Source organism: Staphylococcus americanisciuri (assembly GCF_024814435.1).
Taxonomy (GTDB): domain Bacteria; phylum Bacillota; class Bacilli; order Staphylococcales; family Staphylococcaceae; genus Staphylococcus; species Staphylococcus americanisciuri.
On sequence record NZ_JANUXY010000013.1, the window covers coordinates 16735 to 40612 of the forward strand.

Below are 23878 nucleotides of genomic sequence, written 5' to 3' on the forward strand. Positions count from 1 at the left end.
CACATGATAGATGTGCTGTTGTCTACAAAAGAGGCTAAGACATAGACCATTGGGGTCCTATCTTAGCCTTTTTTGCATGCTTATACATATAGATTTATTGAGATTGCCTAGCTTAGAGAAATGGAACAGCTGATAAAAAATTTGGAATTTTTATGTAAGATTTCCGAATTATATCATTGGTAAGGTGTTTCTTTTATTACGCCTTGAAAGTATGTGCACCATTAAATTATAATTATAGAGAAGTGCAAAAGATACTGGAGGTTCATTACCATGCAGAAACACGCAATTGTTTTAGCAGCTGGCAAAGGGACGCGGATGAAATCAAAGCAATACAAAGTGCTTCATAAGGTCGCAGGAAAGGCAATGATTGAACATGTAATCAATCAAGTACAGCAATCTGGTGTGAAGCATATTGTGACAATTGTTGGTCACGGTGCAGAGCAAGTCAAAGCGACACTTGGCACAATATCACAATATAGCTTTCAAGAAGCACAGTTAGGAACTGCACATGCAGTGAAACAAGCAGCAGAGCATTTAGCAGATGCACAAGGGACAACACTGGTCGTTTGTGGTGATACACCATTGATTACGGCTGAAACATTGTCGGAATTAATTGCACACCATGAAGCATCACAGGCACAGGCAACCGTTTTATCAGCGACAGCATCACAACCTTATGGCTATGGACGTATCGTAAGGGATAATCAAGGTGCGCTTATTGAGATCGTTGAAGAGAAAGATGCAACAGAAGCACAAAAAAAGATTCACGAAATCAGCTCGGGGATTTTTGCGTTTGACAATGCGACATTGTTTGCATTGTTAGACAAGGTAGATAATAACAACGCACAGGGTGAGTACTATTTACCACAAGTACTGACATTGATACTACAGCAACAAGGGCATATTGGTGTGTATCATACAGATGATTTTGATGAAATTATGGGCGTGAATGATCGTGTGGCGTTAAGTCGTGCGGAACAAGCATATCGTGTACGTATGAACGAACATCATATGCGAGAAGGTGTTACAATCATTGATCCAAATACTACATACATCGGTCCGGATGTTACAATTGGTATGGATACAATTATTGAACCGGGTGTGAAGATTACAGGTAACACAGTGATTGGCAGCGATGTGCGGATTGGTCAATATTCAGAAATACATGAGAGTCAGATTCATGATGGTGCAACAATCAAGCAGTCTGTGATTAATGAAGCGATTGTAGGAGCGCACTCAAATATTGGACCATTTGCACAGTTACGACCAGGTGCAGATCTTGGCAAAGAAACAAAAATTGGTAACTTTGTTGAAGTCAAAAAGGCACGCATAGATGATGGTGCAAAAGTATCGCATTTAAGCTATATTGGCGATGCAGAAGTTGGTGCGCGTACGAATATTGGTTGTGGTGCAATTACAGTGAACTATGATGGGGTTAACAAGTTTAAAACAATCATCGGTAAAGATGTTTTTGTTGGTTGTAATGCCAATCTAGTGGCACCGATTTCAATTGGTGACGGCACGCTTGTAGCAGCTGGTTCAACGATTACAGATGATGTTCCGAACAAAAGCTTAGCGCTGGGACGTGCAAGACAGGTAACAAAAGAAGGCTATTTTGACAAAGAATAAAATGAAGCATAACGGGTAATAAGGTTTTATAACATATTAGTGATCAAAACAATTATTGGAGGATTTATAATGTTAAACACCGAATATAAAAATTCGTCTCTGAAGATTTTCTCATTGAAAGGTAATGAGCCACTCGCACAAGAAGTTGCAGACCATGTGGGGGTAGAACTTGGTAAATGTACGGTCAAACGCTTTAGTGATGGTGAAATCCAAATCAACATTGAAGAAAGTATTCGTGGGTGTGACGTTTTTATTATTCAACCTACTTCAAATCCAGTGAACGTTCACTTGATGGAATTATTAATCATGATTGATGCGTGTAAGCGCGCATCTGCAGCAAATATTTCAATTGTCGTTCCTTACTACGGCTACGCACGTCAAGACCGTAAAGCACGCAGTCGTGAACCGATTACTGCGAAGCTTGTGGCAGACTTATTTGAAACAGCTGGTGCGGATCGCATGATTGCATTAGATTTACATGCACCACAAATTCAAGGTTTCTTTGATATTCCGATTGATCACTTGATGGGTGTACCGATTTTGGCGGATTATTTCTTAAACAATAAAGATATTGATCCAGAGAAATGTGTTGTCGTATCTCCAGACCATGGTGGTGTAACACGTGCACGTAAGCTAGCTGATATTTTGAAAACACCAATTGCTATCATTGATAAGCGTCGTCCAAAACCGAATGTGGCAGAAGTTATGAATATTGTGGGTCAAATTGAAGGACGTACAGCGATTATTATTGATGACATCATCGACACAGCAGGTACGATTACATTAGCTGCACAAGCGTTAAAAGATAAAGGTGCAACAGAAGTATATGCATGTTGTACACATCCAGTATTGTCAGGTCCGGCAAAAGAGCGTATTGAAAACTCAGCAATTAAAGAATTAATCGTTACAAACTCAATTCTATTGAAAGATGAGCAAAAACCAAGTAACATTAAAGAACTTTCTGTTGCGGAATTACTTGCACAAGCGATTGTTCGTGTGTATGAACGTGAATCAGTGAGTGTGTTATTTGACTAAGTGTGTTGACTTATCTATAGAATTTGTGTAAAATATTTCTGTTCGTGTCATAACGGACAAATACACATTTGCAAGCAGCGAACTTGCTGATGGGCAAATGCGGCACGAGTGACGTGCGTTAGAAAGGTGGAAAATGAATATGACTTCATTAAAGTCTATTATTCGTCAAGGTAAACAAACTCGCGGTGATTTACGTAAAATCCGTGAAGCAGGTAAAGTTCCTGCAGTAGTATACGGTTACGGTACTAAAAACGTATCAGTTAAAGTTGATGAAGTAGAATTCATCAAAGTGATTCGTGAAGTAGGACGTAACGGTGTTATCGTTTTAGGTGTAGGTTCAAAAGAAATCAAAGTTATGGTATCTGATTACCAATTTGATCCTCTTAAAAACCAAATCACACACATCGACTTCTTAGCAATCAACATGACAGAAGAACGTACAGTTGACGTACCAGTTCATTTAATCGGTGAAGCACCAGGTGCTAACGAAGGCGGCGTAGTTGAACAACCATTGTTCGACTTAAGCGTTACTGCTACACCAGACAACATCCCTGAAAGCATCGAAGTAGATATCAGTGAATTAAACATTGGTGATACTTTAAGCGTACAAGACATTAAAGTATCAGGTGACTTCACTATCGAAAACGAAGCCGAAGAAGCAGTTGTATCAGTGGTTGCACCTACTGAAGAGCCAACTGAAGAAGAAGTTGAAGCAATGGAAGGCGACGAAACACCTGAAGAGCCTGAAGTTGTTGGTGAAGAAAAAGAAGAAGCTGAAGAAGAATAATCTTCACTTCCGAAAGCATTATCCATTTTCTCAATGGGTAGTGCTTTTTTTGCTGTTCAGATTCTGTGGGAGGAAGGGTACCTATTATAGTTCCAGCTAAGTTGAAATAGTGCGCTTCTGTGGGCTTTTTGTATTCTTGAAAGAAAAAAGCGGAGTGGTTCATTATGCGATTCCATCACAAAAAATGTAGAACTAGATATTTCAAGAGAGATAAAAATGAGTGATTTTCATAAGAGCGGAACGAGAGAGATTGTGTTACGATATAAAAGGCATCTATGTATAATAAAGTGTGAGACACGTAAAGCATGGTGATGTCTTGGTGACATAGGATAAATATTAGGATGTAATGTGTCAACGAATATAGATGAAATTTTGGATTAAGCGTCTGAAAGTGATGGAGATGTGACAAAAGCGGTTAAGCATTGAGCAGAGCCAAACGATATTGTTAAGCCTATCCATAGTTCTGTCGAGAGGTTCGCATCTTGTTTCACGCTTAATCTTTAGAAGTGTTAATATAATTAATAAATTGTGTAATAAAAATAACGGAGGAACAAAGATGAAATGTATTGTGGGTTTAGGAAACATTGGTAAACGCTATGAGCGTACAAGACACAATATTGGATTTGAAGTCATCGATTATTTACTAAATCAGCACCAGATAGAACTAGATAAACAGAAGTTTCGTGGTGCATACACCATTGAACGCATGAATGGTGAAAAGGTAATGCTAATTGAACCTTTAACATTGATGAATTTGTCAGGCGAATCAGTGGTGCCACTGATGGATTACTACAATATTGCTGTTGAAGATTTGTTAGTTCTTTATGATGATATGGACTTACCACAAGGGCATGTGCGACTGAGACAAAAAGGAAGCGCAGGCGGTCACAATGGCATGAAGTCGATTATCAGCAAACTGGGCACAAGTGATTTCAAGCGTATTCGTATTGGTATTGATAGACCAACCAACGGCATGTCTGTTCCAGATTATGTGTTGCAGAAGTTTTCAGATGCAGAGATGAGAACGATGCAACCAGTTATCGAACATGTTGCGGCAGCAGTTGAAGCATTTGTGAACAATGAGACATTTGAGAATGTTATGACACACTATAATGGTGAAATTCAGTGAAACCTATCATTAACGAAATCATACAGAGAGACACGAGATTCCAATCACTTGCGGAACAAGTAGGTAATCATAACTTATTAGTGACAGGTCTGACGGCTTCTGCAAAGGCAGCTATGATTGCAGAAATGTATCAGTCTAGTCATCGCCAAGTATTGTTGATAACGAACAATTTATATCAGGCGGACAAGCTAGAAGCGGATTTGTTGCAGTTTGTTTCAGATGATGAGGTGTACAAATATCCAGTACAAGATATAATGACGGAAGAGTTCTCTACACAGAGTCCAGAATTTATGAGTGAACGTGTACGCACCTTGACAGCTCTTGCTCATGAGCGTCGAGGCTTATTTGTCGTCCCATTGAATGCTTTGAAGAAACTATTGACACCGAAAGCGCTATGGCAGTCGCATCAAATGGTGTTGAATGTTGGCGATGACATTGTGCTTGATGAGTTTTTAACTCAGCTTATTAATATGGGGTATCGTCGAGAAGCGGTTGCTACGAATATTGGGGATTTTTCTGTACGTGGTGGTATTATTGATATCTATCCATTGTTAGGTGAACCTGTACGTATTGAATTATTTGATACAGAAATTGATTCGATGCGTTTGTTCGACATAGAGTCACAACGTTCCTTAAAGAATATTACATCGCTGGAGATTACAACAGCGCATGATTTTATAATGACGGAAACGGTTAGAAAACAGACTATTGAACGGTTAACGGCAGCTTACAAAGAGACGCGTCCCAAAATTGATAAAGCGGTACGTCAAGACCTTAAAGATACGTATGATGCCTTTCATATTACAGATGATGAACGTTTCGATCCACAAGTATTGAGACGTTTGATTGCGTTTATGTATGAGCAATCCGAGACGATTATTGATTACTTTAAAGATAATGCCATTGTGCTCGTAGATGAGTATCAAAGGGTAAAAGAAACCGAAGATACTTTAATGAGTGAGACGACCGAATTTTTACAAAATCTGGTAGAAAGCGGCAAAGGATTTATTGGGCAACGTTTTATGGAGAACGATGCGTTTGATCTGTTAATTCGTCAACGTAATATTACTTATTTCACATTGTTCACAACATCTATGACTGTAAAATTGGATGAGATTTTTAAGTTTTCTTGTAAGCCTGTCCAACAATATTATGGGCAGTACGATATTATGACATCTGAGTTACAGCGCTTTATGCGTCAGGGTTATCGCATTGTGATGATAGCGGAAACACCAACGAAAAAAGAGAGAATTCAAGCCATGTTGAGCGAAATGCATATACCGACATTATTAGAGCCAAATGTCGAGGCGATGTTACCGGGACATGCAGCGATTGTCGAAGGAAGCCTGACAGAAGGGTTTGAATTGCCATACATGTCGCTCGTTGTTATCACAGAACGAGAATTGTTCAAGTCAAAGCGTAAAAAAGCAGTGAAAAAACGTCATAAAACAATGACGAATGCTGAAAAGATTAAGTCGTATCAAGAATTAAACGCAGGTGACTATGTGGTGCATGTACATCATGGTGTAGGGCGTTATAAAGGTGTTGAAACGTTAAAAGTAGGGGATGTCCACCGAGATTATATGAAACTTCAATACCAAGGGACAGATTTGTTGTATGTGCCTGTCGATCAGATGGATCAAGTTCAAAAATATGTCAGCTCAGAGGATAAAACGCCTAAACTATACAAATTAGGTGGCAGTGATTGGAAGAAAGTTAAAGCGAAAGTCCAAAAAAATGTTGAAGATATAGCTGACGAATTAATTACGTTATACAAAGAACGCGAGCAATCGGTTGGTTATCAGTTTGCACCTGATACTGAAGAGCAACATGCATTCGAGATGGATTTTCCATACGAATTGACAGAAGACCAAGACAAGTCTGTTCGAGAAATCAAAGCTGATATGGAAAGTGCACGGCCAATGGATCGCTTACTCTGTGGTGATGTTGGCTATGGCAAAACAGAAGTAGCAGTTCGAGCAGCATTCAAAGCTGTTATGTCAGGTAAGCAAGTTGCATTTCTTGTACCGACGACGATTTTGGCACAGCAGCATTATGAGACGCTAATTGAACGCATGCGTGACTTCCCTGTAGAGATACATTTGATGAGTCGTTTCAGAACGCCTAAGAAAATTCGAGAGACTAAAGATGGCTTGAAATCTGGATATGTTGATATTGTTGTCGGCACGCACAAACTATTAAGTAAGACGATTGAATACAAAAACTTAGGATTGCTTATTGTCGACGAAGAACAGCGCTTTGGGGTGCGTCACAAAGAGCGGATTAAATCTCTCAAAGCAAATGTAGACGTGCTGACACTAACTGCGACTCCTATTCCGAGGACTTTGCATATGAGTATGTTAGGAGTACGTGACTTGTCAGTAATTGAGACACCACCAGAGAATCGTTTTCCTGTTCAAACATATGTCATTGAACAAAATGCAAACTTTATTAAAGAAGCTTTAGAACGTGAGTTGGCTAGAGGCGGGCAAGTGTTTTATTTATACAATAAGGTACAATCGATTTATGAAAAGCGTGAACAACTGCGCATGTTGATGCCAGAAGCTGAGATCGGTGTTGCACACGGTCGATTGCCAGAACGCGAATTAGAAGATACAATGCTTAACTTTATTAATGGTGCATATGATATTTTACTAACGACAACGATTATCGAAACGGGTGTGGATGTTCCTAATGCCAACACGTTGATTATTGAAGAAGCAGATCGTTTTGGTTTGAGTCAGTTGTATCAATTGCGTGGACGTGTAGGGCGCTCGAGTCGTATTGGTTACGCGTATTTTATGCACCCACAGAATAAAGTATTGTCCGAAACGGCAGAAGAACGTCTGCAAGCGATTAAAGAATTCACAGAGCTAGGAAGTGGTTTTAAGATTGCGATGCGAGATTTAAATATTCGTGGTGCTGGAAACTTGCTAGGTAAGCAACAGCATGGCTTTATTGATTCTGTTGGTTATGACCTTTATGCGCAAATGTTAGAGGAAGCAGTCAGCGAAAAACGTGGTTTGAAAGTAGAGACACCTGCACTAGAATTAGAAATGGATATACGTCTAGATGCTTATTTACCTGCATCATATATTCAAGATGAACAAGCTAAAATTGAAATCTATAAAAAATTACGCGCAACGGAAACACATGATCAATTGATGGATATTAAAGATGAATTATTAGATCGTTTTAATGAGTATCCGAAAGAAGTAGCGAATTTGCTAGATTCTGTTGAAATTAAAGTATACTTATTGCAAGTAGGTGTACAACATGTCAAAGATACAGGTAAAGCGATTGAGATATTATTGACTGAAGCAGGAACGAACCGTATCAATGGTGAAGAGTTATTCCGTCAATCAGAGCCACTAGGACGTAGTATGGTTTTAGGCGTTAAAGATAGATGTATGAAAGTGACGCTTACAAAAGATGCACAATGGTTTGAGTCATTAAAGTTCTTAGCTAAGATATTGGCAGAAAGTTTGAGGTTGGAAGATGAAGAAGGAAGCGGCATTTAATGGTGTCGTCGTATTGACTATCGCACTGATTGTTGTCAAAATACTTAGCGCACTCTATCGTGTCCCATATCAAAATATATTAGGAGACGCAGGATTATATGCTTATCAACAAATCTATCCTATTGTTGCGTTGGGCGTTGTATTATCGAGCAATGCGATTCCAAGTGCTTTAACACAAATATTGGATGGTCAACAGCCAAGCCGTTTGATGTTTCGCCGTTTATGTTTTGCGTTAGAAATGATAGGCATCGCTTGTGGAGGGATCTTGTTTTTGAGTGCTGCTCAGGTCGCGCGATGGATGGGAGATCCTAATCTCACGCCGATGTTACATGCAGCGAGTGCTAGTTTTTTAGTTGTGGGTATCTTAGGATTGTTACGAGGTTATTTTCAAGCGAAGCATCAGATGATTTATCCAGCGTATTCTCAAGTGATTGAACAATTGATACGCGTCAGTTTGATTGCTGTAGTGATTCTTTGTTATCTATATCAAGATATATCGATATATACTGCAGGGACTGGAGCAATTTTAGCATCAACAGCAGGATTTATTATTTCAACGCTATATTTGTGGATGCGCAGTCAATTTAAAGATGTAGCTGCGGCATCATCTCCATCCATTCCATGGCGCCAATTTGGGGTGTCAGTGATTATTTTTGCGGTTAGCCACTTATTAGTTATTTTATGGCAAGTCGTGGACAGCTTTACGATTGTTAATATGTTGCGCTCAGGTGCTGGGTATGCATTCAAAGACGCTATTATGCAAAAAGGGATTTACGACCGTGGCGCATCTTTTATTCAAATGGGCTTGATTGTGACAACGACCTTTTGTTTTGTTCTTGTACCTCTGCTTACGGATACGAAACGACGAGGTGCGTTCAATGAGATGAATAGTTATGCGAATGCCTCACTGAAGATTACGGTTGTGATTAGCAGTGCGAGCAGTATTGGTTTGATGAATTTATTGCCGAATTTGAATCGTGTTTTTTTTGAAAGTAATGGACTGACTGCAACACTTACCGTATATATGTTAACAGTTATTTGTGTGTCGTTGATGATGATGTATATTGCAATGTTAGAAATACATGGGCAATTTCACTTGATTTTGAGTGCGGTACTTATCGGCCTTATCAGCAAACTGCTTTTTAATATTATATTGATTCCACATATCGAAATGTTAGGAGCCAGCCTGTCAACAGTGATATCGCTTATGATTGCGGTGTTTATTTTGCATTATGGTATTAAACGATGCTATACGCTTAAGCATTTTAAACAATTTTATAGCAAACTCATATGTGCCCTGTTGGTGATGACTCTGGCAGTACAGCTCTGTCAATGGGGAATTCCTACGATGTCTCGATTCGGTAGTTTGATAGAGTTACTTATCGCTGCCATTGTAGGTGTTGTGACAATTGGTTGGCTTCTTGTGCAGTTGAATATTTTAGACGAAGAAGAATGGAGACATTTACCGTTTGGTGATAAAATGTATCATTTGAAAAGAGGGGACAAAAGATGACGCATCGATTAACAATTATAGGTTTAGGTAACTACGGTTTAGACGAATTGCCAATGGGGATTTATCGTTTGATTACCCAACATCAGCGACTTTACGTTAGAACAGCTGAGCACCCAGTTATTCATGAATTACAAAATATTGAGATTATCTCTTTTGACAATATCTATGAACAATATGAGACATTCGAGTCTGTGTATGAAGCGATTACGGCACAGTTATTAGAACATGCACAACAAGAAGACATCGTGTATGCAGTGCCAGGACACCCACGGGTAGCGGAAACAACTACACAACACTTGTTGACGCAAGCAGCTGATTATGGTGTGACGGTTGAACTAAAAGGTGGGCGCAGTTTTATTGATGATATTTTTGCGGCAGTGAATGTAGATCCGAATGATGGTTTTACGATGTTGGATGCGACGGCTTTGGATGTTACAGCGCTTAATCTACGTACCGCAACGATTATTACGCAAGTGTATAGTGACATGGTGGCGGGAGAATTGAAGCTTCAGTTGATGGAACGTTATCCAGATGACTTTGAAGTGACGATTGTCGATGGTGCACATCAATCAGGCGCAACACTAACAACCGTACCATTGTATGAATTGGACCATGAAGACCGTTTTACGAACTTAACGAGTGTTTTTGTGCCAGCAGTTATAGATGAACATGCATTGTATGGTGACTTTGACTTTGCCAATCAGGTTATTGCACAACTAGTTGATGATGAGACAGGTTGTCCATGGGATAAAGTACAGACGCACCAAACGTTGAAACGCTACTTATTAGAAGAAACCTTTGAATTATTTGAAGCTATAGATAATGAAGACGATTGGCATATGATAGAAGAGTTGGGTGATATTTTACTACAAGTGTTGTTGCATGCGGCAATCGGTCAAAAAGATGGCTATATGGATATACGCGAAATTGTTACAAGTTTGTCGGACAAAATGATTCGTCGCCATCCGCATGTATTTGAAGGAACGCATGCTGCTGATGTTGAAGATGTCATGAAAATTTGGCAAACACAAAAGACGGCAGAAGGCAAAAAATCACGTGTCAAATTCGAGAAAGTATTTGCACGTCATTTCTTAAAACTGTATGATGAAGTCAAAAATAAGGACTTTACGGAAGAAACTTTAGAAAAATACTTAGTTCAAGGAGGTAACCATGAGACTTGATAAATATTTAAAAGTGTCACGTCTGATTAAACGTCGCACACTCGCAAAAGAACTGAGTGATCAAGGGCGTGTGTCAGTGAACGGTCAAATCGCAAAAGCAGGCACAACAGTCAAAGTAGATGATGAGCTAGTCATTCGATTTGGTCAAAAAGTTGTGACAGTCAAAGTAACGGCATTGAATGAACATGCGACAAAAGAGAATGCTAAAGGAATGTATGAGCTGGTTAATGAAGCACGCATATAGCCATGTGGGATTAAAGAGAGGTGATGCGATATGAGTAAGAAAGTGCAAGGTATCGGCAATCAGTACACATCAGAAGCAAATGCCAAACGTCAACGCCATGCGAAACTTAAAAAGGTCGTTAAAAAGCGAATGACTGTTTTTGGTGGCGGTTTACTTGCTATCGTTATCGTATTATTAATAATGGTTGGTATGCAGATTCATAGCAATCAACAAGCTTCACAAGAACGACAAGCCCAAGAAGCAAAATATCAAAAAATTCAAGATGAAGAGATTGAACTAAAAGAACGCCTTAACAATTTGAATGATGAAGAATATATCGAGAAGATTGCACGAGATGAGTACTATTTAAGTAATGATGGTGAAGTGATATTTAAGTTACCTAAAGAACAACAAAATCAAAATCAGTAAGCATCATGTATGAGAGTAGAAATGCTTGAAAAAGCAGGTTTTCACGCCAATTAGCTACTGTCTTCTACACCATTCCTTTCACTTTAGATATTTCTATCAATCGCTCAAACTTGTTGATAGTGAATCATGTTGCTAAAGGCATTAGTGTCCTCATTAAGTCTACTTCACATGTTTTGCGATAAAGAAAATGATTAAATGGTTTTTTGTCGTTGTGAAAATAGTCAAACAACCGTATAATAGAGTTAAATATCGAACTCGGGAGGATTCATTAAAACAATGGCAATCGAAGTAGGAAGTAAGGTCAAAGGTAAAGTCACTGGTATCAAAAAATTTGGTGCGTTCGTGGAGTTACCAGAAGGAAAAAGCGGGCTTGTGCATATCAGTGAAGTGGCTGATAACTACGTGGAGAATGTAGAAGATCACTTATCTATGGGTGACGAAGTAGAAGTAAAAGTACTCTCTATTGCAGACGATGGTAAGATTAGCTTATCTATTAAAAAAGCAAAAGAGCGTCCACGTCGACAAAAACCAGCACAGAAGCCAGAAGACTTTGAAAAAAAACTATCTAACTTCTTAAAAGATAGTGAAGATAAACTTAATTCTGTGAAACGTCAAGCAGAGTCAAGACGTGGTGGCCGAGGTTCACGTCGATAAGTACAATCTAGGGGTTGAGAAACGAAGGGAACTTTGAATCTCAACCTCTTTTTCACTTGTGTGTTAAGTTAAAAGAATGACTTGTAAGTGATAGATTGGCGCATATTGAGTGGTCTGCTCGGTATCAAAACACTTCTCTCATCATCTCGTATGCCAGTGCTAATATATTCAAGGGGGCTTAAGCCATGAAACAATTTTGGGGGACGTCTGATCATCTCGTACTTGCTGTGTCAACGGGGATTGATAGTATGGTGCTGCTACATCAGCTTATTGATCAGTATGCGCATACATATCGCCAGCTGACTTGTCTACATGTCCACCATGGTTTACGTGATGCCTCGGATAATGAGGCGCAGTTTCTTGAAGCTTATTGTAAGCAACGTGATATTCCGTTATTTATACATCACTTGGATTTGACAGAAACAGTAAGTGCTGGACGCAGTATTCAACATGAATCGCGTGCATTACGCTATGCGTGGTTTGACGAGATGATGCGTTATTTGAAGGCAGACTATTTGCTGACAGCCCATCATCACGATGATCAATTAGAAACGATTTTTTATAGAGTATTCACAGGGCGCATTGATCGTAGTTCTCTGGGGATTTTACCACAAGAACAACGAGGGGCTTATCGGCTCGTGCGCCCGTTCCTTGCTGTGACTAAAGCCCATATCAAAGCCTATCAACAACATCACAATGTTCCTTTTTTTGAAGATGAGAGCAATGCAAGTAATAATTATGTGCGTAATGATATTCGCAATCGTATTTTGCCTGAGATTACGCGCAATCCTCATTTGCAAGCAGGTCATTTACAGAAGTTGATGGATTTTCACAATGAAGCATTGATATTAGTAGGGCAGCAAGCACAACAGTTTCTTGAACAGCATGTTAGACAATTTCAAGCGCAACATTGGTATATTTCAAGAAAGGACTTCAATGCTTTATTGTCACATGTTAAAATGTGCGTCTTAGATGAAGTGTTGGGAAATTTTGAAGCAGTTGTATCTGTGAGTGAACGAACATACCAAGATTGGTTTATGAAACTATCTAGTGATGTAGCGCAATGCACGTTAATGCACACAAACGAATGGCATGTTGATATTGTGTATGATAAATTAATCATAGTGCCAGCGCATGAAGATATGCCGCTGATACCACAAACAATTGAGATGGCAGGCTGCTATCAATTTGGATCATATCGCATTATACTTGAGGATGCGCTGTTTGATTTGCATACGTCAGTTCATATTCGTTCACGTCAAGCAGGTGATCGTATCACGCTGTACAATGGTCAACATAAAAAAGTGACGCGCTTGATGATAGATCATAAAGTACCACAACTACAAAGAGAACAAGTGCCGATTGTTGTTACGGAGAAAGGTGACATTTTAGCGGTCGGTACATGTTACCAACAGACTACATATAAACAATTGATTCACATTCAATATTTGGGAGATGACATAAATGAGAAATGATTTGAAAGAAATCTTATTAACGGAAGAAGAAATTCAGGAGATTTGTGCACGTCTTGGTCGCATACTTACAGAAGATTACAAGGATAAAAATCTATTTTGTGTAGGTATTTTAAAAGGGTCAATTTTGTTTATGACTGACTTGATTAAGCGTATTGATACGCCATTGGCAATAGACTTTATGGATGTGTCTAGTTATCATGGTGGCACGGAATCAACAGGAGAAGTACAGATTTTGAAAGACTTAAGCACATCTATCGAGAACAAAGATGTCTTAATTATTGAAGATATTCTTGAAACTGGAACAACATTGAAATCAATCACGGAGTTACTACAATCACGTCGTGTTAATTCATTGGAAATCGTGACTTTACTCGATAAACCAAATCGCCGTAAAGCAGATATTGAAGCGAAATATGTTGGTAAAGTTATCCCAGATGAGTTCGTTGTAGGTTATGGGCTTGATTACAAGGAAGAATATCGCAACTTGCCTTATATTGGCACATTGAAACCAGAAGTATACACACAGAGCTAGGACATTCATATAAAACAACATCTAAAGCGAGAAATTTTAAGAAGGAACTATACTTTCTTGAGGTTTTCGCCCCCACTGGCAGTGTTCAAAACATCGTGTTTTTGATAGGAACGCTATGTTTTGGTGAAATTTTAGGGGCTATCACAACCTTTTAGAAAAATGAGTTGTCAATTTTGTTCTCAGATTGTTGTTTGACAGTCGAAAACTAAGAGGACTTACATTTTGCTGCACATAATGGGTAGTAAGTACAATTACTAGCAAGATGTATTTATATTATGGTAAAATTTTTGTTAGTTTTATATTTGGAGTAGGAGGAAACGTCGCATGCAGAAAGCTTTTCGTAACGTGCTATTTGTAGCGCTGATTGGCGTCGTCATCTTTGGGTTATTTTCATGGATTAACGGCAATGGTAATATCCCAAAAGAACTTACTTATAATCAATTTATGCAAAAGTTGGAGAAAGGTGACCTTAAGTCATTAGAGATTCAACCAGACAATAATGTGTATAAGGTGAGCGGTAAGTTAAAAAATAACGATGATTACGCGTCAACGGTATTATTTAATAATGATAAAGAGCTAGATAAAATTACTGATACAGCTCAAAAACAAAGCGGATTAGAATTTACAGTGAAAGAAGAAGAAGGACAGAGTGTGTTCGTGAGCATTATCTCAACATTAATTCCTGTCTTAGTGATTGCATTACTTTTCATTTTCTTCTTGAGCCAAGCACAAGGTGGTGGCGGTGGCGGTCGTATGATGAACTTCGGTAAGTCTAAGGCGAAGATGTACGACAGTCAAAAAGGTCGCGTCCGCTTCTCAGATGTTGCCGGTGCAGATGAAGAAAAACAAGAGTTAGTAGAGATTGTTGACTTCTTGAAAGACAACAAGAAGTTTAAACAAATGGGCTCTCGTATTCCTAAAGGTGTGCTCTTAGTAGGTCCTCCAGGTACTGGTAAGACATTGTTAGCGCGTGCTGTTGCAGGTGAAGCTGGCGTACCATTCTTCTCGATTAGTGGTTCAGACTTTGTAGAGATGTTTGTCGGTGTTGGTGCGAGTCGTGTACGTGATTTATTTGAGAATGCGAAGAAAAACGCCCCATGTATTATTTTTATCGATGAGATTGATGCAGTTGGACGTCAACGTGGTGCCGGTGTTGGTGGCGGTCACGATGAGCGTGAACAAACATTGAACCAATTATTAGTAGAAATGGATGGTTTCGGTGAGAACGAAAACATCATTATGATTGCAGCGACGAACCGTCCCGATATTTTGGATCCAGCACTTTTACGTCCAGGTCGTTTTGACCGTCAAATTCAAGTGGGTCGTCCGGATGTTAAGGGGCGTGAAGCGGTATTACATGTGCATGCCAAGAACAAACCGTTAGATGAGACGGTAGACCTTAAAGCAATTGCGCAACGAACACCAGGTTTTTCAGGCGCAGACTTGGAAAACTTATTGAATGAAGCCTCATTAATTGCAGCGCGTAGTGGTAAGCAAAAAATCGACATGCGTGATATTGAGGAAGCGACAGATCGTGTTATTGCTGGTCCTGCGAAAAAATCACGTGTCATCTCTGAGAAAGAACGCAATATCGTTGCACACCATGAAGCAGGTCATACAGTTATTGGTATGGTCTTAGATGAAGCAGAAGTGGTGCATAAAGTAACAATTGTTCCTCGTGGTCAAGCGGGTGGTTATGCAATGATGCTACCTAAACAAGATCGTTTCTTAATGACTGAGCCAGAATTACTGGATAAGATTTGTGGACTATTAGGTGGGCGTGTTGCAGAAGATGTGATTTTCGGTGAAGTTTCTACAGGTGCTTCTAACGACTTTGAGCGTGCGACACAAATTGCGCGTGAGATGGTTACGCAATATGGTATGAGTAAAAAGCTCGGGCCATTACAATTTTCACATGGTGGCGGACAAGTCTTTTTAGGTAAAGATATGTCAGGAGAGCCTGAATACTCAGGTCAGATTGCCTTTGAGATTGATAAAGAAGTACAACGTATTATTAAAGAGCAATATGAGCGTTGTAAACAAATTCTATTAGAGCATGAATCTCAACTACGCCTTATTGCTGAAACGCTGCTTACTGAAGAAACATTGGTAGCAGAACAAATTCAATCATTGTTCCATGAAGGTCATTTACCAGAAGTGAATTATGATGATGCAAAAGTAGTCGACCGTTCTGAAGATGAATTCGGCGACGGAAAATATGGTAAATCTTATGAAGAGATTCGTCGTGAGCAGCAAGAGATGACAGATCGTACTACAAGTTCGTCCGATCGCAATGAAGCATCGACAGAGGACGAAGCAGAAGATACAACAGCGTATGATCAAGCGCCAGAAATAGATCAACCAGGTGACAATCAAACACCACCACGTCAATAAGACTGATGATTGACAGAGGCTTTCTCATAGATGGCATACCACCATCTATTGGGGAAGTCTTTTGTTTATCAGTAGATGTGTAGCAAGTTAGATCTACTAGACAATATTGTGCAAGGCATTTTAGTTGTACTTATTTGTTCACGCAAGTATGATAATGCAACATAGAGCAATATGATGATGAAAGGTTCGATATCACGGACTATATCATTTGAAATTAGGTCAAGTGATGTTAAAGGGAGCTATGGGCTCATAGCCTTCAATCATCATATTTAAAAGGAGAGAATAAAGAAGATGACGCAAGATTATATCGTAAAAGCACTGGCGTACGGTGGAGAAGTTCGTGCGTATAGTGCAAGAACAACAGACACAATACAAGAAGCACAAACAAATCATTATACATGGCCTACAACTTCAGCAGCACTTGGTCGTACAATGACAGCAACGGTTATGATGGGGGCAATGTTAAAAGGTGAACAAAAATTAACTGTGACAGTTAATGGTGATGGTCCGATTGGTAAAATTGTGGCAGATGCAAACGCTAAAGGGAAAGTACGTGGTTATGTAACAAATCCGCAAACACACTTTCCACTAAATGATCAAGGGAAATTAGATGTTCGTCGTGCAGTCGGAACGAACGGAGCAATCAATGTGGTCAAAGACTTAGGTATGCGTGATTATTATACAGGAAATAGCCCTATTGTATCTGGTGAATTAGGTGAAGACTTCACATACTACTTTGCGAATAGTGAACAAGTGCCGTCATCAGTAGGTGTAGGGGTGCTTGTGAATCCTGATAATACAATTAAAGCAGCAGGTGGTTTTATTATTCAAGTAATGCCTGGCGCAAAAGAAGAAACCATTGCAAAGTTAGAAGAAGCAATCAATAATATGACACCTGTATCAAAGTTAATTGACCAAGGATATACACCAGAAGAGATGTTAAAAGAAATTTTAGGTGCAGATCATGTAGAATTTTTAGAAACAGTGCCAGTTGCATTCGAATGTAACTGTGGGCATGACAAATTTTTAACAGCAATCAAAGGATTGGGTGAAGCTGAGGTAGAAAGCATGATTCGCGAAGATCATGGAGCAGAAGCTGAATGTCATTTTTGTCGTACAAAGTATCATTTCTCAGAGGAAGCGCTACAAGAGTTACTTGTAACAATGAAGTAATCAGTGGAGACGATCATTTTTGGTAACTATGGATATTTTTACTTTTGAAATTGTCTGAACAATGTTACACTAGTGATATCCGATATAACAACTAAGCATTTGAGTGAGATTATAATAAAGTGAGGTTATCGATTATGGTAAGAAAACCCGTAGAAAACATAACTGAAATTATTGGTCAAACACCTGTTGTGAAGTTACGTCATCAAGCAGGTGAAGATGCAGCAGATATCTATGTAAAATTAGAATATCAAAATCCAGGTGGTTCAGTGAAAGACCGTATCGCATTGGCAATGATTGAACAAGCTGAAAAAGAAGGTAAAATCAAACCGGGTGATACGATTGTAGAACCAACAAGTGGTAATACAGGTATCGGTCTTGCATTTGTATGTGCTGCCAAAGGATACAAAGCTGTATTCACAATGCCTGAAACAATGAGTCAAGAGCGTCGCAACTTATTAAAAGCATACGGTGCAGAGCTTGTGTTAACACCTGGGTCTGAAGCGATGAAAGGTGCGATTAAAAAGGCGAAAGAATTGAAAGAAGAACATGGTTATTTTGAACCGCAACAATTCGAGAACCTTGCCAATCCACGTGTTCACGAATTGACAACAGGTCCAGAACTTGTTGAACAGTTTGAAGGTAAAACAATCGACGCATTCTTAGCCGGTGTTGGAACGGGTGGTACATTATCTGGTGTAGGTAAAGTCCTAAAAGAGAAATATCCAGATATTCAAATTGTGGCGATTGAACCAGAAGATTCACCAGTATTAAGTGGTGGTGAACCAGGTCCACATAAACTTCAAGGTTTAGGGGCTGGTTTTGTTCCAGGTACATTAAACACAGATATTTATGAAGAAGTCATCAAAGTTGGTAACGAAGTAGCGATGGAAACATCACGCCGTGTTGCAAAAGAAGAAGGTATCTTAGGTGGTATTTCTTCGGGTGCTGCTATCTATGCGGCAATTCAAAAAGCAAAAGAACTCGGCAAAGGTAAAACTGTTGTTACGGTATTGCCAAGTAATGGTGAACGTTACCTATCAACACCGTTGTACAACTTTGACTAAATAGTCTTTTTCATCCCGTTAATGCAATAGTTGTCATTAGCGGGATTTTTTCTGTGTCTTTTGAAGAATGGATATATCCAAGCGCACATTTCAGTTGTCTACGCTAAATTTTGTTATAATAAGTCCATTGAATCATAAAATAAAGTTTCTTACATAACTTAGAAAGGAAGCGTTCAAATGCAAGAGATACAAATCATGGGGATTTTAAATGTCACGCCCGATTCATTTTCGGATGGCGGTCAGTACAATGATGTCGACAAGGCGGTTGCACATGCCGAACGAATGATTCGTGATGGCGCACATATTATTGATGTAGGGGGTATTTCTACACGTCCTGGCTTTGAAGAGATTTCGGTAGAGGAAGAACTTGAACGCGTCATACCAGTTGTCGAAGCATTACGAGGAGTTTCAGCAACATTGTCTATCGATACGTATCGTAGTGAAGTAGCAGAGGCAGCATTGCAAGCAGGGGCAACGATGATTAATGATCAATGGGCAGGACTTTATGACCCGCAAATATTTAAAGTCGTAGCGGCGCACAATGCTGAAATCATACTTATGCATAATGGTGATGGACAGCGTGATGAACCTGTGATGGATGAAATGCTTGTGACATTATTAAAACAAGCGAACAAAGCTGAATTGGCAGGAATTCCAAAAGAACATATTTGGTTGGATCCGGGCATTGGTTTTGCGAAAACACGTGAAGAAGAGCGAGAAGTGATGGCGCAGTTGGATGCGCTCGTCGCAACAGGTTTTAAAGTATTGCTAGCGACAAGTCGTAAACGATTTATCAAAGAAATACTTGGTGGCGATAATCAAGTAGATGAACGTGATGAAGCAACTGCAGCTACAACGGCATATGGCATTATGAAAGGTGTACATGGTGTGCGTGTACATAATGTTTTGATGAATGCACGTTTGGCGAAAGCGATGGATAGTCTGAGAGGTTATGAAAATGAGCGATAAAATATTTTTACAAGGACTGCAATTTTATGCTTATCATGGTGCACTATCAGCAGAAAATGAGATTGGTCAAATTTTTACTGTCGATATTGAATTGAAAGTAGACCTTAAAGAAGCGGGGCATTCTGATCGAGTAGAAGATACTGTACACTATGGCGAAGTGTATGAAGATGTCAAAGCAATTATGGAAGGGGAACCCGTGAATTTGTTGGAACATCTTGCTGAACGTATTGCAATGCGTATAAATTCACACTATAATCGTGTAATGGAAACGAAAGTTAGAATCACTAAGAAAAATCCACCGATACCCGGATATTATGACGGTGTTGGTATTGAGATAGTAAGGGTGAAGTAAAATGGTAGACGCATATCTAGGCTTAGGTGGGAACATTGGTGATCGTGAAGCACAGTTAAAAGCAGCGCTTGCACAGTTAGCGAATCATGCACAAATTGAAGTGATTGCTGTCTCGCCAATGTATGAAACAAAGCCAGTGGGTTATGTCGAACAACCAGATTTTCTCAATGTATGTGTGCATATTCAAACATCACTGACACCACATGAGCTGTTAGAAGTTGGTCTCGCCATAGAAGCGAACTTACATCGTGTTCGTGATGTACGCTGGGGTCCTCGTACAATTGACATTGATATTTTATTGTACGCAGACTGTATTATTGAAACACAAACTTTAATGGTGCCGCACCCACGTATGACAGAACGCGCATTTGTGATGATTCCACTTAATGACATTGCGTCAGATGTGATTGAACCGCGATCGGGTCGAGCGATTCATACGCTTGTGACGCCGGATGCGACAGTTGTAAGATATAAATCATAAACAGCGCACCAACAAGAGAGAATGGAAAGATTGGAGGAATAACTGTTATGTGGAAAATTGGAGATGTTGAGATTGAGAACAGAGTCGTACTTGCACCAATGGCAGGCGTCTGTAACTCTGCATTTCGACTTACAGTTAAAGAATTTGGGGCTGGCCTCGTTTGTGCAGAAATGGTAAGCGACAAAGCAATTTTATTTAATAACCCAAAAACGATGAAAATGTTATATATAGATGAAAATGAACGTCCACTATCACTTCAAATCTTTGGTGGTGAAAAAGAGACGTTAGTTGAGGCGGCAGAATATGTTGATAAGCATACTACAGCAGATATTATCGATATTAATATGGGTTGCCCAGTGTCGAAAATCATCAAGTGTGAAGCAGGTGCACGTTGGCTGTTAGACCCGAATAAAATTTATGAGATGGTTTCAGCTGTAACAGAGCGCGTCAGTAAACCGGTGACATGTAAAATGCGTATCGGCTGGGATGAGGATCATATCTTTGCAGTAGAAAATGCTAAGGCAGCAGAACGTGCAGGCGCAGCAGCGATTTCAATTCATGGTCGCACACGTGTTCAAATGTATGAAGGTGAAGCGGATTGGGATATTATTCGTCAAGTGAAAGAGGCGGTGTCTATTCCAGTTATCGGTAACGGCGATGTGACAAGCCCTGAACTTGCGCAGAAGATGTTGGATGAAACGGGTGTAGACGCAGTTATGATTGGTCGTGAAGCACTCGGTAATCCGTGGATGATTTATAGAACTGTACATTATCTTGAAACAGGCGAGTTAATAGAAGAACCACAAATTGATGAAAAAGTTGATATTGCTTTATTACATTTACGTCGTTTAGTAGAATTAAAAGGTGAAAAAGTAGGTGTCATGGAAATGCGTAAACATGCATCATGGTACCTTAAAGGCGTGCGAGGTAATGGAAAAGCACGTAAAGCGTCGAACCAAGCAGAAACAGAAGCGGAAATGACCGAGATACTGACGAATTTTCGCGATGAAATGACTGCCAAACAAAAAGTAGAAGCTTAGGAGTAAAAGGAGAGGTAAGAATGACAGAAGAAATGAATGATCAGATGCAGGTGCGTCGCCAAAAATTACAAGAATTACGCGACTTAGGAATTGATCCATTCGGTGAGAAATTTGAACGCACAGGGACAGCAGAGCGTTTGAAAGCAGATTGGGATCAGTACTCAAAAGAAGAACTTGCAGATAAAGAAGATGAGAGTCGTACAGTTATTGCGGGTCGTATTATGACAAAACGTGGTAAAGGTAAAGCAGGTTTTGCACACATTAAAGATTTAACAGGACAATTACAAATCTATGTACGAAAAGATCAAGTAGGTGACGAAGCATTCGACATCTGGAAGTCGGCTGACTTAGGAGATATTGTTGGTATTGAAGGTGTTATGTTCAAAACAAATACAGGCGAACTATCAGTCAAAGCGAAATCATTCAAACTTTTGTCTAAGGCATTGCGTCCATTACCAGATAAACACCATGGTCTTCAAGATATTGAACAACGCTACCGTCAACGTTATTTAGATTTAATTACGAACGAAACATCAACACAAACATTTATCAATCGTAGCCGTATTCTTCAAGAAATGCGCAATTACTTGAATGAAAAAGGATTCTTAGAAGTTGAGACACCAATGATGCATCAAATCGCTGGTGGTGCAGCTGCACGCCCATTCATCACACATCATAATGCGCTCGATGCCACACTTTATATGCGTATTGCGATTGAATTACATTTGAAACGTTTAATTGTTGGTGGTCTTGAAAAAGTATATGAAATCGGTCGTGTATTCCGTAACGAAGGTGTCTCAACACGTCATAACCCAGAATTCACAATGATCGAATTATATGAGGCTTATGCAGACTACAAAGATATCATGTCATTGACAGAAGAACTTGTCGCACATATCGCGCGTAAAGTATTAGGTACGACATCTATTCAATATGGTGGCGAAACAATTAACTTAGAGCCACAATGGCGTCGCTTGCATATGGTGGATGCTGTTAAAGAAGCAACAGGTGTAAACTTCTTTGATATTACAACTGATGAAGAAGCACACCAAGTAGCGAAAGAACACGGCATTGAAGTTGATAAACACATGAAATATGGTCATATTTTAAATGAATTCTTTGAGCAAAAAGTTGAAGAAACATTAATTCAACCGACATTTATTTATGGTCATCCAATTGAAATTTCACCATTAGCGAAGAAAAATCCAGAAGACCCACGTTTCACAGATCGCTTTGAATTATTTATCGTAGGTCGTGAACATGCCAATGCATTCACAGAGTTAAATGATCCAATTGATCAGCGTGAACGTTTTGAAGCACAACTCGTTGAAAAAGAGCAAGGTAATGACGAAGCGCACGAAATGGACGAAGACTTTATCGAAGCATTAGAATATGGTATGCCGCCAACAGGTGGACTCGGTATTGGTATCGATCGTCTTGTTATGCTATTAACAGATGCTGCATCTATTCGTGACGTGTTACTTTTCCCATATATGCGCCAAAAATAAATATGATTATTGAATATGAGGGCGCAGTGAACAAGTGTGTAATAGCATTCGTTCACTGCCTCTTTTTTTGCTGTTAACAATAATTAAAAAAAGGATAAAACTTTATCGAAAGTGTTGACAAATATTAATGAATTGTTTTAGTATATAAAAGTCGCTAAAATAAGCGAAGGAAAACAAGAGGATGTTTACAAAAACATCAACAAAGTGTAAAATTAACTGTTGAAATCCAATTGCAAACCTAGTATTATAAATAAAGTAGTCGCAAATGCACTGCAGAAATAATTGTCTGGTGATGATAGCGAAGAGGTCACACCTGTTCCCATGTCGAACACAGAAGTTAAGCTCTTTAGCGCCGATGGTAGTCGGACTTACGTTCCGCAAGAGTAGGACGTTGCCAGTCTGTTATATAATGGAGAATTAGCTCAGCTGGGAGAGCATCTGCCTTACAAGCAGAGGGTCGGCGGTTCGAACCCGTCATTCTCCACCATTTGCCGGCCTAGCTCAATTGGTAGAGCAACTGACTTGTAATCAGTAGGTTGGGGGTTCAAGTCCTCTGGCCGGCACCATTCATTGAGCCATTAGCTCAGTTGGTAGAGCATCTGACTTTTAATCAGAGGGTCAGAGGTTCAAATCCTCTATGGCTCACCATATAAATTTTATTGAGCAGAAGTAGTTCAGCGGTAGAATACAACCTTGCCAAGGTTGGGGTCGCGGGTTCGAATCCCGTCTTCTGCTCCATTATTTTGCCGGGGTGGCGGAACTGGCAGACGCACAGGACTTAAAATCCTG

At 39.6% G+C, this 23878-nt stretch carries 20 protein-coding genes, 4 tRNA genes and 1 rRNA gene; all 25 read left to right on the plus strand.

The genetic code is table 11. The annotated features are described in order from the left end of the window. The first annotated feature begins 270 nt into the window (after positions 1-270). The 25 genes from glmU to NXS11_RS10390 all read left to right on the plus strand — a co-directional run bounded on the left by glmU (position 271) and on the right by NXS11_RS10390 (position 23827). Complete coding sequence (gene glmU / locus NXS11_RS10270) at positions 271-1629, plus strand: bifunctional UDP-N-acetylglucosamine diphosphorylase/glucosamine-1-phosphate N-acetyltransferase GlmU (protein ID WP_259200934.1); 1359 nt, start codon at positions 271-273, stop codon at positions 1627-1629. 69 nt (positions 1630-1698) lie between these two features. Next, positions 1699-2664, plus strand: a complete 966-nt coding sequence (locus tag NXS11_RS10275) for a ribose-phosphate diphosphokinase (RefSeq protein WP_259200936.1) — start codon at positions 1699-1701, stop codon at positions 2662-2664. A gap of 139 nt (positions 2665-2803) precedes the next feature. Continuing rightward, positions 2804-3451, plus strand: coding sequence for a 50S ribosomal protein L25/general stress protein Ctc (locus NXS11_RS10280; protein WP_259200938.1), 648 nt, complete (start codon positions 2804-2806; stop codon positions 3449-3451). A 556-nt stretch (positions 3452-4007) separates the two neighbouring features. Beyond that, the gene (pth, locus tag NXS11_RS10285; protein WP_259200939.1) at positions 4008-4580 is read left to right on the plus strand and encodes an aminoacyl-tRNA hydrolase; all 573 of its coding nucleotides are present in this window, start codon (positions 4008-4010) and stop codon (positions 4578-4580) included. Further along, positions 4577-8101 (plus strand): transcription-repair coupling factor, encoded by a 3525-nt coding sequence (mfd, locus tag NXS11_RS10290; protein ID WP_259200940.1) that lies wholly within the window; start codon positions 4577-4579, stop codon positions 8099-8101. The genes pth and mfd overlap by 4 nt, the downstream gene beginning before the upstream one ends. Beyond that, positions 8079-9614, plus strand: coding sequence for a polysaccharide biosynthesis protein (locus tag NXS11_RS10295; RefSeq protein WP_259200941.1), 1536 nt, complete (start codon positions 8079-8081; stop codon positions 9612-9614). Before mfd ends, NXS11_RS10295 begins: the two co-directional genes overlap by 23 nt. Then, the gene (locus NXS11_RS10300) at positions 9611-10795 is read left to right on the plus strand and encodes a MazG nucleotide pyrophosphohydrolase domain-containing protein (protein ID WP_259200942.1); all 1185 of its coding nucleotides are present in this window, start codon (positions 9611-9613) and stop codon (positions 10793-10795) included. The genes NXS11_RS10295 and NXS11_RS10300 overlap by 4 nt, the downstream gene beginning before the upstream one ends. Further along, positions 10785-11039 (plus strand): RNA-binding S4 domain-containing protein, encoded by a 255-nt coding sequence (locus tag NXS11_RS10305; protein WP_259200943.1) that lies wholly within the window; start codon positions 10785-10787, stop codon positions 11037-11039. Before NXS11_RS10300 ends, NXS11_RS10305 begins: the two co-directional genes overlap by 11 nt. A 30-nt stretch (positions 11040-11069) precedes the next feature. Next, positions 11070-11447, plus strand: coding sequence for an FtsB family cell division protein (locus NXS11_RS10310; RefSeq protein ID WP_259200944.1), 378 nt, complete (start codon positions 11070-11072; stop codon positions 11445-11447). Positions 11448-11723: 276 nt separating this feature from the next. Continuing rightward, positions 11724-12101 carry a S1 domain-containing RNA-binding protein gene (locus tag NXS11_RS10315; protein ID WP_044361565.1) on the plus strand — a complete coding sequence of 126 codons (378 nt, stop codon included), beginning with the start codon at positions 11724-11726 and terminating at the stop codon, positions 12099-12101. A gap of 185 nt (positions 12102-12286) precedes the next feature. Continuing rightward, positions 12287-13576, plus strand: coding sequence for a tRNA lysidine(34) synthetase TilS (gene tilS, locus NXS11_RS10320; RefSeq protein ID WP_259200946.1), 1290 nt, complete (start codon positions 12287-12289; stop codon positions 13574-13576). Continuing rightward, complete coding sequence (hpt, locus tag NXS11_RS10325; protein ID WP_259200947.1) at positions 13566-14108, plus strand: hypoxanthine phosphoribosyltransferase; 543 nt, start codon at positions 13566-13568, stop codon at positions 14106-14108. The genes tilS and hpt overlap by 11 nt, the downstream gene beginning before the upstream one ends. Positions 14109-14432: 324 nt before the next feature. Continuing rightward, a complete protein-coding gene (ftsH, locus tag NXS11_RS10330) occupies positions 14433-16502 on the plus strand; it encodes an ATP-dependent zinc metalloprotease FtsH (protein ID WP_259200948.1) in 2070 nt (689 codons plus the stop codon). Between the two features lie 291 nt (positions 16503-16793). Further along, the gene (gene hslO / locus NXS11_RS10335; protein WP_259200949.1) at positions 16794-17675 is read left to right on the plus strand and encodes an Hsp33 family molecular chaperone HslO; all 882 of its coding nucleotides are present in this window, start codon (positions 16794-16796) and stop codon (positions 17673-17675) included. A gap of 134 nt (positions 17676-17809) precedes the next feature. Further along, on the plus strand, positions 17810-18739 hold the full coding sequence (cysK, locus tag NXS11_RS10340; RefSeq protein ID WP_103358581.1) for a cysteine synthase A: 930 nt from the start codon (positions 17810-17812) through the stop codon (positions 18737-18739). Positions 18740-18916: 177 nt separating this feature from the next. After that, positions 18917-19708: a dihydropteroate synthase gene (folP, locus tag NXS11_RS10345; RefSeq protein ID WP_259200952.1), complete on the plus strand. Its 792-nt coding sequence runs from the start codon at positions 18917-18919 to the stop codon at positions 19706-19708. Then, positions 19698-20060 carry a dihydroneopterin aldolase gene (gene folB, locus NXS11_RS10350; RefSeq protein ID WP_259200953.1) on the plus strand — a complete coding sequence of 121 codons (363 nt, stop codon included), beginning with the start codon at positions 19698-19700 and terminating at the stop codon, positions 20058-20060. Before folP ends, folB begins: the two co-directional genes overlap by 11 nt. A gap of 1 nt (position 20061) precedes the next feature. Continuing rightward, positions 20062-20541 (plus strand): 2-amino-4-hydroxy-6-hydroxymethyldihydropteridine diphosphokinase, encoded by a 480-nt coding sequence (gene folK, locus NXS11_RS10355; RefSeq protein WP_259200955.1) that lies wholly within the window; start codon positions 20062-20064, stop codon positions 20539-20541. Positions 20542-20588: 47 nt separating this feature from the next. Then, positions 20589-21581, plus strand: a complete 993-nt coding sequence (dusB, locus tag NXS11_RS10360; protein ID WP_259200957.1) for a tRNA dihydrouridine synthase DusB — start codon at positions 20589-20591, stop codon at positions 21579-21581. A 20-nt stretch (positions 21582-21601) separates the two neighbouring features. After that, entirely contained in the window at positions 21602-23089 is a 1488-nt protein-coding gene (gene lysS, locus NXS11_RS10365) for a lysine--tRNA ligase (protein WP_259200958.1), read from the plus strand. A gap of 285 nt (positions 23090-23374) precedes the next feature. After that, a 5S ribosomal RNA gene (rrf, locus tag NXS11_RS10370) occupies positions 23375-23489 on the plus strand. 11 nt (positions 23490-23500) lie between these two features. Then, positions 23501-23576 (plus strand) — tRNA-Val (locus NXS11_RS10375). Between the two features lie 3 nt (positions 23577-23579). After that, positions 23580-23655: transfer RNA gene (locus NXS11_RS10380), tRNA-Thr, on the plus strand. 6 nt (positions 23656-23661) lie between these two features. Then, positions 23662-23737: transfer RNA gene (locus NXS11_RS10385), tRNA-Lys, on the plus strand. A gap of 15 nt (positions 23738-23752) precedes the next feature. After that, a tRNA-Gly gene (locus NXS11_RS10390) sits at positions 23753-23827 on the plus strand. The last annotated feature ends 51 nt before the right edge of the window (positions 23828-23878 follow it).

Excerpts from the sequence above, each read along its gene's own strand:
- folB (WP_259200953.1), top strand. The coding sequence starts at position 19,698 with ATGAGCGATAAAATATTTTTACAAGGACTGCAATTTTATGCTTATCAT.
- folK (WP_259200955.1), top strand. The coding sequence starts at position 20,062 with ATGGTAGACGCATATCTAGGCTTAGGTGGGAACATTGGTGATCGTGAA.
- tilS (WP_259200946.1), top strand. The coding sequence starts at position 12,287 with ATGAAACAATTTTGGGGGACGTCTGATCATCTCGTACTTGCTGTGTCA.
- lysS (WP_259200958.1), top strand. The coding sequence starts at position 21,602 with ATGACAGAAGAAATGAATGATCAGATGCAGGTGCGTCGCCAAAAATTA.
- dusB (WP_259200957.1), top strand. The coding sequence starts at position 20,589 with ATGTGGAAAATTGGAGATGTTGAGATTGAGAACAGAGTCGTACTTGCA.
- NXS11_RS10300 (WP_259200942.1), top strand. The coding sequence starts at position 9,611 with ATGACGCATCGATTAACAATTATAGGTTTAGGTAACTACGGTTTAGAC.
- hslO (WP_259200949.1), top strand. The coding sequence starts at position 16,794 with ATGACGCAAGATTATATCGTAAAAGCACTGGCGTACGGTGGAGAAGTT.
- folP (WP_259200952.1), top strand. The coding sequence starts at position 18,917 with ATGCAAGAGATACAAATCATGGGGATTTTAAATGTCACGCCCGATTCA.
- NXS11_RS10315 (WP_044361565.1), top strand. The coding sequence starts at position 11,724 with ATGGCAATCGAAGTAGGAAGTAAGGTCAAAGGTAAAGTCACTGGTATC.
- NXS11_RS10310 (WP_259200944.1), top strand. The coding sequence starts at position 11,070 with ATGAGTAAGAAAGTGCAAGGTATCGGCAATCAGTACACATCAGAAGCA.
- NXS11_RS10275 (WP_259200936.1), top strand. The coding sequence starts at position 1,699 with ATGTTAAACACCGAATATAAAAATTCGTCTCTGAAGATTTTCTCATTG.
- hpt (WP_259200947.1), top strand. The coding sequence starts at position 13,566 with ATGAGAAATGATTTGAAAGAAATCTTATTAACGGAAGAAGAAATTCAG.
- pth (WP_259200939.1), top strand. The coding sequence starts at position 4,008 with ATGAAATGTATTGTGGGTTTAGGAAACATTGGTAAACGCTATGAGCGT.
- NXS11_RS10305 (WP_259200943.1), top strand. The coding sequence starts at position 10,785 with ATGAGACTTGATAAATATTTAAAAGTGTCACGTCTGATTAAACGTCGC.
- NXS11_RS10280 (WP_259200938.1), top strand. The coding sequence starts at position 2,804 with ATGACTTCATTAAAGTCTATTATTCGTCAAGGTAAACAAACTCGCGGT.
- ftsH (WP_259200948.1), top strand. The coding sequence starts at position 14,433 with ATGCAGAAAGCTTTTCGTAACGTGCTATTTGTAGCGCTGATTGGCGTC.
- glmU (WP_259200934.1), top strand. The coding sequence starts at position 271 with ATGCAGAAACACGCAATTGTTTTAGCAGCTGGCAAAGGGACGCGGATG.
- cysK (WP_103358581.1), top strand. The coding sequence starts at position 17,810 with ATGGTAAGAAAACCCGTAGAAAACATAACTGAAATTATTGGTCAAACA.
- NXS11_RS10295 (WP_259200941.1), top strand. The coding sequence starts at position 8,079 with ATGAAGAAGGAAGCGGCATTTAATGGTGTCGTCGTATTGACTATCGCA.